This is a genomic window from Gemmatimonadales bacterium, from assembly GCA_035502185.1.
GTDB lineage: Bacteria > Gemmatimonadota > Gemmatimonadetes > Gemmatimonadales > JACORV01 > Fen-1245.
The window spans coordinates 1-15,777 of sequence record DATJUT010000057.1 but is presented as its reverse complement, the minus strand read 5'-3'; the positions used below and the strand labels follow the sequence as shown (position 1 = coordinate 15,777).

General features: G+C 71.0%; 13 protein-coding genes. 2 read left to right on the top strand and 11 right to left on the bottom strand.

The window, feature by feature from the left end; all coding sequences use genetic code 11:
* Positions 1-27 precede the first annotated feature (27 nt).
* From VMF70_07500 to VMF70_07485, 4 genes are all read right to left on the bottom strand, one after another.
* Positions 28-309, bottom strand: a complete 282-nt coding sequence (locus VMF70_07500; GenBank protein ID HTT67855.1) for a hypothetical protein — start codon at positions 307-309, stop codon at positions 28-30.
* Between the two features lie 191 nt (positions 310-500).
* Positions 501-1,142, bottom strand: coding sequence for a hemolysin III family protein (locus VMF70_07495; protein HTT67854.1), 642 nt, complete (start codon positions 1,140-1,142; stop codon positions 501-503).
* Positions 1,139-3,322 (bottom strand): TIM-barrel domain-containing protein, encoded by a 2,184-nt coding sequence (locus tag VMF70_07490; protein HTT67853.1) that lies wholly within the window; start codon positions 3,320-3,322, stop codon positions 1,139-1,141. Before VMF70_07490 ends, VMF70_07495 begins: the two co-directional genes overlap by 4 nt.
* A 57-nt stretch (positions 3,323-3,379) precedes the next feature.
* The gene (locus tag VMF70_07485; protein HTT67852.1) at positions 3,380-4,324 is read right to left on the bottom strand and encodes a hypothetical protein; all 945 of its coding nucleotides are present in this window, start codon (positions 4,322-4,324) and stop codon (positions 3,380-3,382) included.
* A gap of 240 nt (positions 4,325-4,564) precedes the next feature.
* On the opposite strand from VMF70_07485, the gene VMF70_07480 reads away from it, so the two are divergent.
* Complete coding sequence (locus tag VMF70_07480) at positions 4,565-7,081, top strand: beta-galactosidase (GenBank protein HTT67851.1); 2,517 nt, start codon at positions 4,565-4,567, stop codon at positions 7,079-7,081.
* A gap of 97 nt (positions 7,082-7,178) precedes the next feature.
* Here VMF70_07480 and VMF70_07475 read toward each other — a convergent pair whose 3' ends face one another.
* The 6 genes from VMF70_07475 to VMF70_07450 all read right to left on the bottom strand — a co-directional run bounded on the left by VMF70_07475 (position 7,179) and on the right by VMF70_07450 (position 13,995).
* The gene (locus tag VMF70_07475; GenBank protein HTT67850.1) at positions 7,179-8,042 is read right to left on the bottom strand and encodes a tellurite resistance TerB family protein; all 864 of its coding nucleotides are present in this window, start codon (positions 8,040-8,042) and stop codon (positions 7,179-7,181) included.
* Between the two features lie 140 nt (positions 8,043-8,182).
* On the bottom strand, positions 8,183-9,418 hold the full coding sequence (locus VMF70_07470) for a cofactor-independent phosphoglycerate mutase (protein ID HTT67849.1): 1,236 nt from the start codon (positions 9,416-9,418) through the stop codon (positions 8,183-8,185).
* Positions 9,415-10,773 carry a threonine synthase gene (gene thrC, locus VMF70_07465; GenBank protein HTT67848.1) on the bottom strand — a complete coding sequence of 453 codons (1,359 nt, stop codon included), beginning with the start codon at positions 10,771-10,773 and terminating at the stop codon, positions 9,415-9,417. The genes VMF70_07470 and thrC overlap by 4 nt, the downstream gene beginning before the upstream one ends.
* A 2-nt stretch (positions 10,774-10,775) precedes the next feature.
* On the bottom strand, positions 10,776-12,293 hold the full coding sequence (locus VMF70_07460; protein HTT67847.1) for a PLP-dependent transferase: 1,518 nt from the start codon (positions 12,291-12,293) through the stop codon (positions 10,776-10,778).
* A gap of 294 nt (positions 12,294-12,587) precedes the next feature.
* Positions 12,588-13,508 carry a sugar ABC transporter substrate-binding protein gene (locus tag VMF70_07455; GenBank protein ID HTT67846.1) on the bottom strand — a complete coding sequence of 307 codons (921 nt, stop codon included), beginning with the start codon at positions 13,506-13,508 and terminating at the stop codon, positions 12,588-12,590.
* 22 nt (positions 13,509-13,530) lie between these two features.
* Positions 13,531-13,995 carry a PPC domain-containing protein gene (locus VMF70_07450; GenBank protein HTT67845.1) on the bottom strand — a complete coding sequence of 155 codons (465 nt, stop codon included), beginning with the start codon at positions 13,993-13,995 and terminating at the stop codon, positions 13,531-13,533.
* A gap of 237 nt (positions 13,996-14,232) precedes the next feature.
* Between VMF70_07450 and VMF70_07445 the strand changes: the two genes are divergently transcribed.
* Entirely contained in the window at positions 14,233-14,625 is a 393-nt protein-coding gene (locus tag VMF70_07445; protein HTT67844.1) for a hypothetical protein, read from the top strand.
* Between the two features lie 141 nt (positions 14,626-14,766).
* Here the strand turns inward: VMF70_07445 and VMF70_07440 are convergent.
* Positions 14,767-15,777 (bottom strand): hypothetical protein (locus tag VMF70_07440; GenBank protein ID HTT67843.1); only part of this gene is annotated, 1,011 nt, incomplete at its 5' end.

Here is a 15,777-nt window from a genome sequence, read left to right as displayed (position 1 = left end):
CCGCGCCCGCCGGCCGCGTGTCACGACTCAGGCTCGGCGACCGACCGAGCCCCGCAGCGGCGTGTCCGCGGCGGGCAACGCCACCCGCAAAGCCTCTGCCGGGCCGGCCAGCGTCGCCGCGCCGGCCGACGGAGGCTGCTGGCTCTGCACGGCCGGGCCGTCGGTGAACACGTGCGCATCGAGCCATTCACCGAACTGGCGTTCGAGGTCGGCCGGCGTGGTCGCGGCGATCTGGGGCATCACCATGCAGCGCCTTCCGGCGAGCATCAGATACCAGGTCGGCGGACTCTCGGACTCCTGGCGCTTCACGTCGGCGGGATGCCCCTCGTACGAGACGAAGTGGAAGGACTGTCCCCGACGGACGAGACGGTGCTGCTGTGTCTGGTAAGCACTCATGCTGCCTTTGTGGACCGGACAGTTAGGGAAGGGCGGTACGCGTCCGGCCCGATGGGACACCGTAATCTAGCCGACACCGGGAGATTGCGCCCGAGTGAGCTTGCTCACGCGGCGTAGAGTGCGACGGCGATGTAGTGGCAGGTGGTGCCGGCAAGCACGAAGAGGTGCCACACGAAGTGGCCATAGTGGAGCCGCTTCGCTCCGTAGAACGCGACGCCCGCCGTGTAGGCGAGCCCGCCCAGGAGCAGCCACAGCAGCCCCGGCAGCGGCACCTTGAGCCAGAGGGGTCGCACCGCGACGACCATCAGCCAGCCCATGCCGAGGTACAACACCATCGAGACGATCGGATGGCGCACCCCGCCCACCGACTCGAGGAGCACCCCCGCGACCGCGAGGGTCCAGATCAGCGCGATGAGTGTCCATCCCCACGGGCCGCGAAGCACGCCGAGGGTGAACGGCGTGTACGTGCCGGCGATGAGCAGGAAGATCGCGCTGTGCTCGATGATCCGAAACGCGCGTTTGGCCTTGCCGTGCGGCAGGGCGTGATAGAGCGTGGAGGCCAGGTACAACAGCACGACGGTCGCGGCGAACACGCCGGTTCCCACCAGGAATGCCGCACTGCCGCGCCGCGCCGCATGCGCGATGAGGAACGGCGTCGCCACGAGGGCAGCGGCGACGCCCACACCGTGGCTGATGCTGTTGGCGAGCTCTTCCCCGCGTGACTGCGCGGCCGCGGCTCCCCTCACCACCACTCGAGCCGGGAGTCGGCGGCGTGCGTGAACGCCAGCGACGCCGAGTCCCCGTCCCTCCGCAGCTCGACGCTCGCGCCGTCGAGCGTCACGTGCGTCGGCGGCCGGAATCGCCACACCATCGTCGCGCGCGCCGGAGCGCCGCTCAGCGTGAGCGTGGTCCGGCCCCCGCTCGCGCTCACCTCGAGCCGGCGGCCCTCGAAGTCCCGCAGGCTCCGGGCCGGGCCGGGATAGACCTCGTAGACGCGGCGGTCGTCGAGGGTCGGGACCGGTGCAGCCCCCGGTCCGTTCCAGGGCACGAGGGTCATCACGTCCTCGGGTATCCGCGGCAGGATGGCCCCCGCCTTCACGTACAGCGGGATGCGATCGAGCGGCGCGTCCACGACGATGTCGACCGGCCCCGTATAGCGCGTTCCGGTCCAGTAGTCGAGCCACTCGCCCTCGGGCAGGTGGACACCGCGCTGCGTGCCGGCCGTGACGACGGGCGCCACCAGGAGATCCGGCCCGAAGTAGTACTCGTCGGTGGCGCGCCGCGCCGCGGGGTCGTGCGGGTGCAGGAGCACCAGCGCGCGCATCAGGGGCATCCCCGTGCGGGCGCTCTCCTGCGCCGCCGCGTACCGGTAGGGGAACAGGCTCATGTGCAGGCGCGAGTAAGTGCGGAAGATGTCGAGCGCCTGCTCGCCGTAGTCCCAGGGCCCCAGGTTGATGTCCGAGTGGACCTCCATGACCGGCGAGAACGCCGAGAACTCCGTCCACCGGACGAACAGGACGCTGTCGCCCGGCGACCGGGAGCCTTTCTCGTAGCCGCCCAGGTCGCTGGTCCACAACGGAATCCCCGACAGCCCGGCGTTGAGTCCCGCCAGCACCACCCCCGGCAGTCCGTTCTCGGCGCCGAAGTTCGACTCGTTGTCGCCTGCCCAGAGGAACGGCAGGTTGTGGTTGCCGACCGAGCCGCTGCGCGAGAAGAGCACGCCGTCGCCGTGCAGGTCACGGTCGATCAGCTCCTGCAGCGCCCGGTTGTAGAGCACCGCGTAACGCGTACGCATCACCGCCGGATCGGATCCGTCCGCGAAGCGCGCGTTGCCGACGAAGCTGCCCTCGCCACCGTCCGCCTTGAACGCGTCCGCCCCGAGGCGAATGGCCCCGCGCACCTGGTTCTGCCACCACGCGACGGCGGCGGGATTGGTGAAGTCGATCAACCCTCCCCGTCCCTTCCACCAGGTGGCCAGGAACACGTCGCCGGAGTCCGTCTTGAGGAAGTAGCCGGCCTGCCGGGCCGCCTCGAAGTTCGACGCCGCGCTCAAGGGGATCTTGCCGACGAGCTCCGGCTCCGAGGGCGTGAACGTCTCGGCGTTGATGAAGGCCGTCAGCCACAGGCACAGCTTGAAGCCGGCGTGGTGAATGCGCCGGACCATCGCGTCGGGGTCCGGGAACTGGAGCCGGTTCATCTCGAACGTGTTGTAGTTGGTCGCCCAGGGGCTGTCGAGGACCAGGACCGACGCGGGCAGGCCGAGCTGGCGGTACCGGTCGATGTCCTCGTAGACGGCCGACGTGTCCGGATGCCAGTTGCGGCTCTTCCAGGGCGCGAAGGCCCAGTAGGGCGGGAGCTTTGCGCGGCCCACCAGCCCCGTGTAGCGCTCGAGGACGAGCGGCAGGTCGGGGCCTTCGAAGAACACGATACGCAGCTGCGTGTCCCGGAGCCGCACGATGAACGCGTCCCGGTCCGTGACGCCCAGGTCGAACGTGGCTTCCGCGTAGGTGTCGAGCCACAGGCCGTAGCCCCGCAGGCTCATGAAGAACGGAATCGGGGCGTAGGTCGCCGAGCCCTTGGCGCCGGGCTGGTCGCTGGACGCGTTCACCAGGATCCGGCGGACCTGGTCGAGCGCGTTGAACCGCTCGCCGAAGCCGTAGACCGGGGCGCTTTCCCTGACCCGGAACTCCCAGCTCGCCAGCCCGGGCGCGGAGCTGGTGACCTCGGTGATGCCTTCGCCCAGGCGGCGGACCCGGAGGTCGGACGGACCGAGGGCGCGGCCGTCCCTGAGGAAGTGGTCGAGCTGGAGCCGATCCGGCTGCCGATCGGCGTTCGTGAACGGGAGACGCACGTTCCCGGCTTCCTGTTGAGCCGCCAGCGGCGCCGACCGGGCCGCGAGCAGCGCCGCGATCACCAGGTGCCTCACCACGACCTCGGGTCCGCCCCGCCGCGGAGGCTCAGCGCCTCGCCTCCGACCCCGCGCTCACGGCGCGAGGACGGCGAGCACGAGCTGCGCGGTCTCGCGCGAGGCACCCTCATAATAGAATACGTACACCTTGTGGGTCTTCTCGTCGAGCGCGCACGACCGGGCGCCGCCGCCCGTGGCGACCGTCCCGACCACCGCGAACGTGCCCGGCGAGTCCTCGTGGACGACGGTCATGGTGCTGTCCGCGCGATTGGGATTGAAGGCGAGCCTGGCGCCCGGGTCGAAGCAGTTCTCGTCGGCGCGGCTGGCGACCCGGATCCGCGTCACGACGCTGCCGTCGTCGGCGTTCACCACCACCATCTCGGTGTCGCACGCCATGAACAGGCGGCGGGTCGTCGTGTCCATCGAGAGGCCCTGCGCCCTCCCGCACCCCGGGATCCGGTAGGTCGCCTCGTTGCCGAGCGTGCGGGCGTCGACCCGCACCACGAACCCCGAGTCCTCGACGTTCAGGAACAGCTTCCCTCGCCCGTCGGCGACCCCGGATTCCAGGCCGTCACCGATGGTGGACCTGGTGATGAGCTGGCCGGTCCGCATGTCCACCACCCACGCGTCCTTGTCCCTCCAGGTGAAGGCGCGGTGGGTGAACGGATCGTAGCGGATGCCGTCGCCCCTGGCGTCCACGTGCCCCGTGACGGCGAGCGTGGTCAGGTCGAAGACGACGCCGTTGCGCACCAATCCGCGGTTCTGGTCCGCCGCGATCGCGTACCCGCCGCCCCCGCCCTCCACGCTGCCGACCACGCTGTCGGCGTCGACGTTGATGACCTTGTCTCCGAGCCCGTAGAGTCGCCGGCCGACCGGGTCCACGATGATGTAGTCCGCGCGCGCGCGGCCCAGGACCGTGCGCTTGACGACATGGTAGCGCGGGGTCTGCGCCGCGAGACCCGATGCAACCAGAGCTGCCAGGGTGAGCGCGGCGAGTGCGGCAGCAGGCGTGCGAGGCATGGTGGCCCTCCTGGGTGGCGGCACGCGCCGAACCGGCGGACTGGGACGAACGACGTGTCGCGGACGCGCGCGCGACCCGGGCGAACCTACATCGTCAAGCTGTCAGCAGGATGACAAGGGGGGCGGCGAGGGTCTCCGCGCTCCGGGCCATTGTGACGGCCCGGGTGGGGCCTAGATTGCAGGCCCATCCCACGTGTCGCGAGCGACCAGTGCTGCCTCCAAGGAGAGGACAGGTGACCCGTGGCTGACCCACGACGCCGTTCCCCGGTGCTGCGCGGCGCGGTGACCTGGGCTCTCGGGACCGTGCTCACCTGCGGCCTGCCCGGCGCCGGCGCGGCACAGTCCGCGCAGACCCTGGTGATCGATGCCACGAGCACGCCCCCGCCCGTGGAGACCGGGTTCCTGCGGATGGGGACGAACACGTCGCCGACGGGCCACACTATCGGCGTCACCAGCCGCTATCTCACCCGCGACGGACGGCCGTGGCTCCCGGTGATGGGCGAGATGCACTTCAGCCGCGTCCCGCGGGCCGAGTGGGAGCAGGAGATCCTGAAGATGAAGGCGGGCGGCGTGGACATCGTGTCCGCCTACGTCATCTGGATCCACCACGAGGAGGTCGAGGGCCAATTCGACTGGACCGGGCGGCGCGACCTGCGCGCCTTCGCGGAGCTGTGCGCGAAGCACGGCATGTACCTGTATCCGCGCATCGGCCCGTGGTCGCACGCCGAGGTCAGGAACGGCGGCTTCCCCGACTGGCTGGTCCGCAAGGTCGGCCCCGGACTCCGCAGCAACGACTCCACCTACCTCGCGTACGCCGCGCGCTGGTACGACCAGATCGGCCGGCAGCTGAAGGGGCTTCTCTGGAAGGACGGCGGGCCCGTCATCGGCATCCAGCTCGAGAACGAGTACAACGGCTTCGGGCCGGGGCGCGGCGTCGAGCACATCCTCCAGCTCAAGCGCATGGCCCTGGCCGCCGGCTTCGACGTGCCGCTCTACACGGTGACGGGCTGGGACAACGCGGCGCTGCCCCCCGCGGAAGTGATCCCGGTCTTCGGCGGCTACCCCGACTGGCCGTGGGACCAGTCCATCGAGCAGCTGCCGCCGAACGAGAACTACGAATTCCGGTTCGCGAACCGCTGGGCCGGCGGCAGGGACGCGCACAATCCCGCCGAGACCGCGCAGGAGGCGCTCGCCCGCTACCCGTTCCTGGGGGTGGAGTACGGCCCCGGCATCGAGGACACCTACCACCGGCGCCCGGTGATCACGCCGGACGACATCGCCGCCATGCTCCCGGTCCAGCTCGGCTCCGGCGTCAACATGTACGGCTATTACATGTTCCATGGTGGCGCGAACCCCACGGGCAAGCTGACGACCCTGCAGGAATCGCAGCGCACCGGCTATCCGACGGACGTGCCCACCGTCTCCTACGACTTCCAGGCCCCGCTCTCGCAGTACGGCGAGATGCGCGCGTCGTTCCGCCGCATCAAGCTCGTGCACGACTTCCTCAAGGCGTTCGGCGGCGATCTCGCGCCGATGGTGGTGCGAACCCCGGACGCGGTGCCCTCGAGCCTGGGCGACACGACGGTGCCCCGCCTCTCCGCCCGCACGCTGGGCACTCACGGCTTCATCTTCTTCAACAACTACATCCGCCAGTACCACATGCCGGACCGGCCTGGTGTGCAGGTCGAGCTGCGGCTGCCAGGCGAGACGCTGCGCGTCCCCGATGCTCCCGTGGACGTGCCGTCGGGGGCGTACTTCATCTGGCCGGTGAACCTCGACGTGGGCGGCGCGCTGCTCAGGTACAGCACGGCGCAGCTGGTGACGAGAATCGGCTCGGGCCGCGGACCCGTGTACGTCTTCCTCGCGGTGCCCGGCATCGCGCCCGAGTTCGCCTTCGACGCCGCTTCCGTCACCTCCGTGGAAGCGCCAGGAGCGACGGTCGCGCCCGACAGCGGCCGGGTCTACGTGCGCGGGCTCCGCCCGGGAACCGCGGCGGCGATCACCTTGCACCCGAGAACCGGCCCTGCGGTCCGCATCGTGCTCCTGAGCGAGGCGGAGGCGGAGAATCTGTCGGTGGGCAGCTTCGGCGGCGCCGACCGGCTGCTGCTCTCGCCGCAGGAGGTGTTCTTCGATTCCGGGCGCGTGCACCTCGGCTCGGTCGGCTCACCGGAGTTCTCGGTCGCGGTGTTCCCGCCGCTGGCGGCGCCGCCGCACGGCACGGCTCGCCTGCGGAGCCTTGGCGCCGACGGCATCTTCGCGCGTTACGCCGCCACGCTGCCCGCCCGCCGGCCCCGCCTGACGGTGGATACCGTGCGCGCGGCCGCCCTCGTGCCGCCGGTGAAGTTGTTCAACGCGGTAACCTGGAGGCACGTCGCGATCGCGCTCGCGCCGAGCGACTCCGCGTTCGACTCGGCGGCTGCAGTCTGGCGGCTGCGCGTGTCCCCGGCGGCCGCGGCGGGCGATGGCGACGTGCTCGAGATCCGCTACGAGGGCGACGTCGCCCGGCTGTACTCGGCGGGTGACCTGCTCGACGACAACTTCTACAACGGCCAGCCCTGGCGCATCGGGCTCGCGCGCTTCGCCGGCGAGCTGCGGCGCGGCCCCCTGGAGCTGCGCATCCTGCCGCTGCGCAGCGACGCGCCCATCTACCTCGAGCCGGCGTACCGCCCGAAAAACTTCCCCGCGAGCGGCCAGATCGCGCGACTGGAGTCGGTGCAGCTGCTGCCCCGGTACGAGCTGCTGTTGACGGCGCCCTAGGCGGGACGAAGGGATGGCCCCGCGGCGACTGCCCGCGTGTGTCCGATGACGGCAGGCGCCGCGCGCCCGAGGGCACCGGCGCGCGGCCGGGCACCGCTCAGGCTCCGCGCAACCCCGCGAGCACGCTCTGGAGGTTGAGCGTTCCCGACTTGGTCTCGATCTGGCTGCGCACCCGGGGATAGATGGTCTTCGCGTCCTCCTTGAAACGATCGAAGAGCGCGAGCAGGTCGTTGCGGCTCAAGCGGCGGCCCTGCGCGTAGTACTGGTCGGCCACGTGGCCCAGGGCGTAGGTCGCCGAGAAGGAGATGGCTGCGCCGGTGGCCACGCGCGTGGCGCCGCCGGCCAGACCGCCCAGGAGGCCGCGGGCGAGTCCGCCCACCAGGGTCATCACCACGCCTTCCACACTCTGCGCCGCGACGCCCAGACCCAGCGTCGCCGCCAGGTCCTTCACCTGATTGACGTCGAGCCGCTGTCCGTGGCGCTGGCCCACCTGGTAGACCAGGCGGAGCTGCAGCGGCAGGATGGCGATGTTGGCCAGCTGGTCGGGGAGAATCTCCAGCGCGCCCGTGAGGATCGCCTGCTGGAGGATGAAGTCGTCGAGCGGGCCCGCCGGCGGCGCGCCGGCGTGCACCTCGGCGGCGGGCGCGGCGATGCCCAGCGCGTTCCGCAGCTCTTCGAGAAAGGCCCGCTCGGCGGCGTTGGCGGGGCCGTCGGCGTTGCAGATCGCGAGCGCGCCCTGGTACGCCGTCTCGCGGGCCTCGTCGTCGGACAGTTTCGCGGCGAGATCCGCGGCCCGGAGCTGCCCGCCGGCCACCTGCTCGGCGAGCCGGCTGACGTCGGGCGAGCCCATGCGGGCGACGACGGCATCCACCGCCGCCTGCTCCGCGCTGTCGGTCGAGCCGTCGGCCCGCGCGGCGAGCATGGCGATGGCGATCAGAGGTGCACGGTCGGCGGTGTTCATGATGGCACCCGGTGACGGTTGGTGGAAACGTGGTGGCGCGTGACCGCTCGCCTGAGCCTACGACGCCTCGGGGACGGCTGTTTCAGGACGGGCTCGAGGACCTGCCGACGGCGGGCCGCCGCCCAAAGGGCGCCTGCCACCTAGGGTTGCGTCATCCGGCGCATGAACTGCGAGCCGGTCATCATCCCCAATGCCCCTCGCGACGCCTGCTCCTCGTCGTAGCGCTCGGTCGCGTCGGGCGGATCACCCGGACGGAGGATCGCCACCGGCACGGGATCGCGGCCGTGCTGGCCGGTCGCGACGGGCGTGGGGTGGTCGGGGAGCACGGCGATGGCGGCACGGATCCCGCGCGACTCGAGACCCTCCAGGATCGGCCGCACCAGCCGCCGGTCGAGGTACTCGATGCAGCGGATCTTGAGATCAAGGTCGCGCGCGTGGCCCGCTTCGTCGGTGGCCTCGACGTGCACGTACACCAGGTCGTGGTCCGCGAGCGCGTCGAGACAGGCCTGCGCCTTGCCCTCGTAGTTGGTGTCGGCGAGGCCGGTCGCGCCGGGCACGCGCACGAGGTCCATGCCCACGCACACCCCGAGCCCCATGATCAGGTCCACCGCCGAGATCACCGCGCCGCGGACGCCGTACCGCGCGGCGAGCGACTCGAGCGGCTGGCGGCGCCCGGGCGACCAGGTCCAGATCGCGTTGGCCTCGTCCTTCCCTGCGGCGCGGCGGGCGGCGTTCACGGGGTGGCTCGCGAGGATGCGCAACGCCCGCTCGTACAGCTCGTTCAACCGGCGGGCGGTGAGCGCCGCACCTCGATCGAGAGCCCGGGGCAGCAGATCGGCCACGCGCCCGCCGACGTTGTCGTGAGGCGGCGCGCACTCCACGGCGGGCGATGCCCAGCCGCCGCGCAGCACCAGCAGGTGGCGGTAGCTGACGCCCGGGAAGAAGTGCACCGGATGCGGCCCCTGCCCCGCTCCCAGCTCCGCATCGAGCGCGCGGATCAGCTGCGCCGCCTCGGCGTTGGAGATGTGCCCGGCCGAGTGGTTCCTGATGCGCCGGTCGTCGAGCGGACCCTCGAGGCTGACGAGGTTGCAGCGCACGGCGACGTCGTCCGGCCGCAGCTCGACCCCCATGCTGGCGGCTTCGAGCACGGCGCGCCCCTGCGAGCTGGTCGCGGGGTCGTAGCCCAGGACCGCGAGGTTGGCCACGGCGGAATCGGCGGGGCCGGTCTCGCCCACCGTGCGCAGCAGCCCCATCCGGCCCTCGCGGGCGATGCGGTCGATGTGCGGCTTCCTGGCCGCCTGCAGCGGGGTCCTGCCGCCCAGCTGCTCGACCGGCCGGTCCGACATCCCGTCGCCGATCACGATGACGGACTTCATCGCCCGAACTCCCGCATCAGCAGATCCTTGAAGGCCCCGTAGTCGGTCTCCAGCGCGCGGTGGTGCTCCGGCATCCCGTCGAGCCCCACGAGGCTCGGCGGCACCGCGGGATCCACCCCGATGAGCGCGCGGATCTCCTCCGGGAACTTCGCCGGGTGCGCCGTCTCGAGTGAGATCGCCGCGGTGTCCGCGTGCTGCGGGTTGTCCGCCAGGAAGTGGTCCAGTCCGGCCCATCCGGTCGCGCCGTGGGGCTCCAGGATCGTGTGGTGGCGGCGCCAGGCCTCCACGATCGTCTGGCGCGTCTCGGCGTCGCCGATGCTGATGCCGCACAGCTCCCGCCGCATCCGCGCGAGGTCGGGCGGGGTCAGCACGTTGCCCTGCTCGTCCATCGTGCCGCTGTAGAGATCCACGACCCGCGCGAGGTTGGAGGGGTGTCCGACGTTCATCGCGTTGGAGATGCACTTCCGCGACGGAACGATCCTCTCGTACAAGCCGGTCGCGAGAAACCTCGGCACTTCGTCGTTCGCGTTGGTCGCGACGACGAACCGCTCCACCGCCAGTCCCATGTGCCGGGCCAGCAGGCCGCCCATCAGGTCGCCGAAGTTCCCCGAGGGCACCGAGAAGACCACCTTCTCGCCGCCGCCGGCGTCGGCCAGGCGCGACGCGGCGTACACGTAGTAGACCGCCTGCGGCAGGAGCCGTCCGATGTTGATCGAATTGGCGGAGGAGAGGTTCAGGCTCGCCAGCTCGGGATCGGCGAACGCCTGCTTCGCCAGCGCCTGGCAGTCGTCGAACTTCGCGTCGAGCGCGAGGGTCGTGATGTTCCCGCCGAGGGTGGTCATCTGCCGGCGCTGCCGCTCGGAGACTTCGTGGATCGGGAACAGGACCACCACGCGGATGCCAGCCACGCCGAGGAAGGCGTTCGCGACGGCCGAGCCCGTGTCGCCGGACGTGGCCGTGAGGATCAGCAGGTCCCGGCCACGCTCGCGCACCAGGCGGCCGAGCGCCCGTCCCATGAAGCGCGCCGCGAAGTCCTTGAAGGACGCGGTCGGTCCGCGGTCCAGCCGCATCACGTGCCGGGCGCCGTCCACGCGCTCCAGGGGCACGTCGAAGTCGTAGGCGTCCTCGCAGATCTCGCGCAGCGCGTCGGGGGAGAAGGTCCCCCCGGTGTACAGACCCAGCACCGAAGCGGCCAGCTCCGGATAGCGAAGCGACCCGGCGCGCGCCAGCAGGTCGCGGCTCATGTGCGGGATCGGCCGGGGCATGAACAGCCCCTTGTCGCCCGCCTGCCCCTGCAGCAGGGCCTGGGCGAGATCCACCTCCGCCGCCCGGTGGTTGGTGCTGTAGTAGCGGATGCCTACCTCCCCCGCGACGCCCCGCCCACCGAGAAGGACGCCGGCACGCTGACCGACACCCTGCCGTCGATGGCCGCCAGCGCCTGGTCGAGATCCGCGACGACGTCGTCGGGGTGCTCGGCGCCGACGCACAGCCGCACCAGGTTGGGCGGGATGTCCGCCATTTCCCGGCACTCCTCGCCCTGCTGCAGGTGCGTGGAGATCGCGGGGATGGTGGCGACCGACTTCACCCGGCCGAGGTCGGTGGCGCGCCAGATGCGCTGCAGCCCGTCGAACATGCGCCGCGCGGCGACCGCCCCGCCCTTCACGCGGAACGACATCAGGTGTCCGTAGCGGTTGGTCGGCGCGCCGTATTCGAGGTCGTGCTCGGCGTCCACCAGGAACAGGTACCGGCTCGCCAGCTCGTGCAGCGGGTGGCCGGGCAGGCCGAGGTAGTCCACCTGCTCGACGCGCGGGTGCTGCTCGAGGTACTTGGCCACCTGCATCGTGTTGCGGCTGAAGAGATCCACCTTGGACCGCAGGGTGCGGATGTCGTTGAGGGACAGGATCGCGTGCATCGGGGAGAGGTTCGGGCCGTGGTCGCGGTTCGGCAGCTTCTTCAGGTACATCGCGAAGTCGGCCTTCATCTCTTCGGGACCGGTGCGGCAGGTCAGGCCCTTTCGGGCGATGACCGCGCCGGCGATCCCGAAGCCGGACGAGGTCAGCGTCTTGGTCACGGACTGGACGACCACGTCCGCGCCGTGCTGCAGCGGCCGCAGCAGCGCTGGCGTCGCCACGGTGGAGTCCACGATGAGGGGAAGCCCGTGGGCGTGCGCCAGCTCGGCCACGGCGCGAAGGTCGAAGAACGCCTGTCCGGGATTCGAGGGCAGCTCTCCGTACAGGAAGCGGGTGTGCTCGTCGATGCTCCCTTCCCACTCGTCGAGATCGGTCGAATTGCAGATCCAGCGGCATTCGACGCCGCGCTCGCGGGCGAGGCGCTCGTTGAAGAACTGGAAGGTGCCGCCGTAGACCTGGCAGGTGGAGACGAAGTTCATCGGGCGATGGGGCTCCGCCGGGTCCACGGCGATGAACGGCTCGGTGGCGCTGACGATCGCCGACATGCCCGAGGAGGTCGCACAGCAGGAGGTGTCGCCGTCGAACCCGTAGCCTTCGAGCAGCGCGAGCACGTTCTCGAGGTAGTAGAGACTGGGATTCGCGATGCGGGAGTAGCACCAGGTGGGAATGCGGTACGACAGCGCCGCCTCCATCTCGTCGGCGTCGCGGTAGCCCTGCGACGTGCTCAGGTAGATCGGCTCGATCACCGAGCCCTGGTTGAAGTCGAGCGCCTCCCCCATGCTGTACAGCCCGTGCACCGCGATCGTGTCGAAGCGGCACCTGCGGATGGTGGCGACGTCGGCCGCCCGCCGGCGCGCGGCCTCCTCGGCGGTGGCGACGTAGCGCTCCACTCCGGATGAGCCGCTGGTGACGCCGGCGGCCCGCGGCTGCTCGACCGGCTCGACAACCGCGACGCGACGCTCCACTCCCGGAGAGATCCTGGCGTCGGACATGATGCAGCCCTCGAGGTTGGGTGCTGCGTTTGTCTGCGGGCCTTGCCTGCCCGGCCATGCAGCTGCGCGCGGACCTCGGAGCCCTGAAGCACTCCGGACCCACTCTGGTCGCTCAACAGTACGGCGCGGCCCGGGGCACGGCCAGAAGGGAGGCGGGGAGCCGGTCGGAATGACGAGCGCTGCGGTTGGATTTGCGGGCACGCGCGGACCGGTCGCACTCGGCCCGGCCGCCCGCCCGCCGCGGAGGCCGGCCGGGAGGCGCCGCGCTCAGACGCGCGCGGTCTCCGCCGCCACCCTCTCGCGCAGCTCGTCGATCGAAGGGTACGAGGTCGCTCTCGTGAGCGTGCGCTCGGGCATCGGGGTGGAGGTCGCGATCGCCTTCGCCAGCAGCTCGAGGGCGACCCCGGTCAGCGCCGGAGTCACGACCGTCGCGGCGAGCCGTCGCTGCTGCACCCAGACCTGGCCGCTGGTGGGAACGCCGTCGACGCCGGTGAACGGGACCTTCATCCACTGCGCCCGTTGCTGGGCGGACGTCAGCGTCTCCACCGCTCTCCGCGCGCCCATCGCCATCGCGTCGTTCTGACACCCGATGAGCCCGACGTTCGGCGGCGTCGGCCCCTGCAGCTGCAGCCGCGACGCGACGACCTCGTAGCCGCTCTCCTCCGTCCACTTCCCCCAGCCCGGCAGGATCCTGATGTTGGGGGGCAGCGTCGCGTCCAGGCCGGCTCGGCGCTGCTTGGTGACGTCGGTGCTGGGCCCCTCGATGTAGAGGATCGTGCCGCCGGCGGGCAGGAGCGCGGCGAACTGTCGTCCCTGTATTCTCCCGACCTCCGTGTTGTCGCACTCGATGCTCCCGATGGGCACCGACGACCGCTGGCGCAGCGGCACGAGGTAGTCCGCCTCACGATTGAGCACGATCCATCCGATGCCGTTGTCGGCGGCGGCGCTGGCCACCCCGAGCATGCCCGTGCCCACCGGCTCGGCGATGACGGCGTCGGGACGATCCGTCGCGGCGGCGTTGATCGCGGACAGGATCTGCTTCGTCTGGCCGATGGCGTCGCTGTCGGCATAGACGACCTGCAGGCCGATGCCCAGGCGTTGCGCGGTGGCCTCCGCGACCGATGCCTGCTCGCGCTGGTAGTCGTTGTCCCGCGTGATGAGCGACAGCAGCACCCTGATGCTCTTCATCAGTAGCCTCCGTTGGACGCGGTCACGGCGTGGCGCCGACGGGCTCGTGGACCGGTGGGGGCTGCGCCGGAGTGGGCGTCGGGGTCCTGACCACGCGGTCCACTGTCGCCGCCAAGCTCAGGGTGAACGTGCCGTACTCGTTGGCGCGCTGCGCGTTGGCGAGAATCTGGTAGGTCCCGGTGCGCGGCAGAGGGCAGAAGATGAGCGCGTTCAGCCCGCCGCCGCTGTCGTCGTCCTGCGCGATGATCTGCCCGTTCTGGTCCCGCAAGTAGACGTAGGCGTCGAAGTCGCTCGATACGAGCCTGATCTCCACCGTCTGCCCGGCCGTGCCGTAGAAGGTGAACAGCTTGTAGTGCGACGAGTCGGACGGGAGAACGGGATCCGCCGCGGTGAGGGTACCGGTCACGGACGTGCCCATGGCGATTGACTGTTGCGCCGTCGCGGGTCGCGCGGCCGATGCCAGCACGCCCACGCCAGCCAGCAGCACGCGCCCGAGGGTCGAAGCGTGGTGAGCCAGACTCGCCGTACTCCTTCCCGGTGCCTGGGTTCGGAGGTCCGCTCCGTGCGGGATGACGCCTGCACGGGCGAGTATACGCCCGACGGCGCAATGGGCAAGGACCGGGGCGGCCCCCTCGCGATGCCCCCTCGCGGGCCAACCGGTTCGCTGATAGACTGACATGAGGCGTCAGTTGCCGCGCCCCGCACGTGGTCGGAGGTCTCGCCCGTGACCGACACCAGCGCCGAACCGATGGGCTGGGCCCGCATTTGGGCGACGGCGCGTCCGTTCGCCCGGCCCATGCCGCGCGCCGGCGCGTGGTATCCCGTGGTGGGGGAGGCGTCGGGCCAGCGTGCCGTGCTCGAGGTCCGGGGCAAGCGCGTCGCGATCCTGAGGGAGCTGCTCGAGGTCCGGCCTCACCGGCCCGATCTGTTCACGGTCGTGGTGCGGTCGCGCGATGCCGCCGCCGCGGCGCCCCCTACCCGCGGCTCTCCGATCCAGCGGATCTACGCGGTCTGCCCGGCTTGTACGCAACGCGTGCGGGTGCTCGAGCATCAGGAGATGGCGAGGTGCGCCAAGTGCGGCCACCGCGCCGAGATCGCGTGGTGGGAGACGGGCTGAGCGTCGGACCGGCGAGGACCGGGGACACCCCCGGCTGATCGCGGCCTCCCTCGAGCACACGCATCGGAGCGGGCCGCTGACACGAAGGCCGGGGCAACCGCCCCGGCCTTCGTCACTCCTCTCGGGGGCGCCGCGCTCGAGCTAGCTCGCCGCCAGCGCCCGCACCACCCCCGCCAGCGTCCGGATCTTCGCGGCCTCACCCGCACCGGCCCCGTCGCGGTCGAGCTGCGACGCCAGCTGGGTGAGCGTCGAGCGGCGCTGCCGCCCGGACTGTGGCTCGGCGCGTTGCAGGGCCGTGCGCGCCGCCGAGATCTTCGCCGCCGCCAGACCGTTCGACCGCTCGAGCTGGTCCAGGTAGGCGCGTGCCAGCGCGAAGCTCGCCGGCCAGACCAGCCTGGGCTGGGATTGCACGTTGAGGAAGTCGAGGTGGACCGTCCTGGCGGCGTCGATCTCGTTCTGCGAGATCCACCCGCTCGGCTGGAGCTCGACGACGTCGAGCCCGCGCGCGATCTCGGAGCTGTAGATGTAGCCATTGTACCAGTACGCCGACCACGACCCGGCCCCCACCAGCTTGGTCGAATCCACCGGTCCCCGGTCGAAGAACGCGATCTCCCGGGGATGCGCCGGGTCGGTCCAGTCGAACACCGAGATGCCGCCCTGGTACCAGGCCTGGACCATCACATCGCGTCCGGGAATCGGAATCAGCGACCCGTTGTGGGCCACGCAGTTCTCGAACGGTGTCTGCGGCGCGAGCATCTTGTAGTAGCTGTGGAAGTGCATCGCGCCCTGCTCCACCGTGAAGATCGCGTCCGCGCCCCACTCGGGCCGGTCGGTCGCGCGGCACTTGGGCTGTCCACCGCCGCCCCACTCATCGGAGAACAGCAGCTTGGTCCCGTCGTTGTTGAACGTGGCCGAGTGCCAGTAGGAGAAGTTCGAGTCGGAGACGGCCCCGATCCGCCGCGGATGCGCCACGTCGTGGATGTCGAGCAGCAACCCGTAGCCGGCGCACGCGCCGCCCGCCAGGCCGATGGCCGGATAGACGGTGATGTCGTGGCACTGGTCCGGGCCGGGCTTCGGGTGGCCCGCCTGCGCCGGCGTGTTGCCCACCATGATGTCCACGATGCCCTGGATGGCCGGGCGCAGCGCCGCCGA

Coding starts and splice junctions, on each gene's coding strand:
- VMF70_07485 (HTT67852.1), bottom strand. CDS start 4,324: ATGCCTCGCACGCCTGCTGCCGCACTCGCCGCGCTCACCCTGGCAGCT.
- VMF70_07475 (HTT67850.1), bottom strand. CDS start 8,042: ATGAACACCGCCGACCGTGCACCTCTGATCGCCATCGCCATGCTCGCC.
- VMF70_07470 (HTT67849.1), bottom strand. CDS start 9,418: ATGAAGTCCGTCATCGTGATCGGCGACGGGATGTCGGACCGGCCGGTC.
- VMF70_07455 (HTT67846.1), bottom strand. CDS start 13,508: ATGAAGAGCATCAGGGTGCTGCTGTCGCTCATCACGCGGGACAACGAC.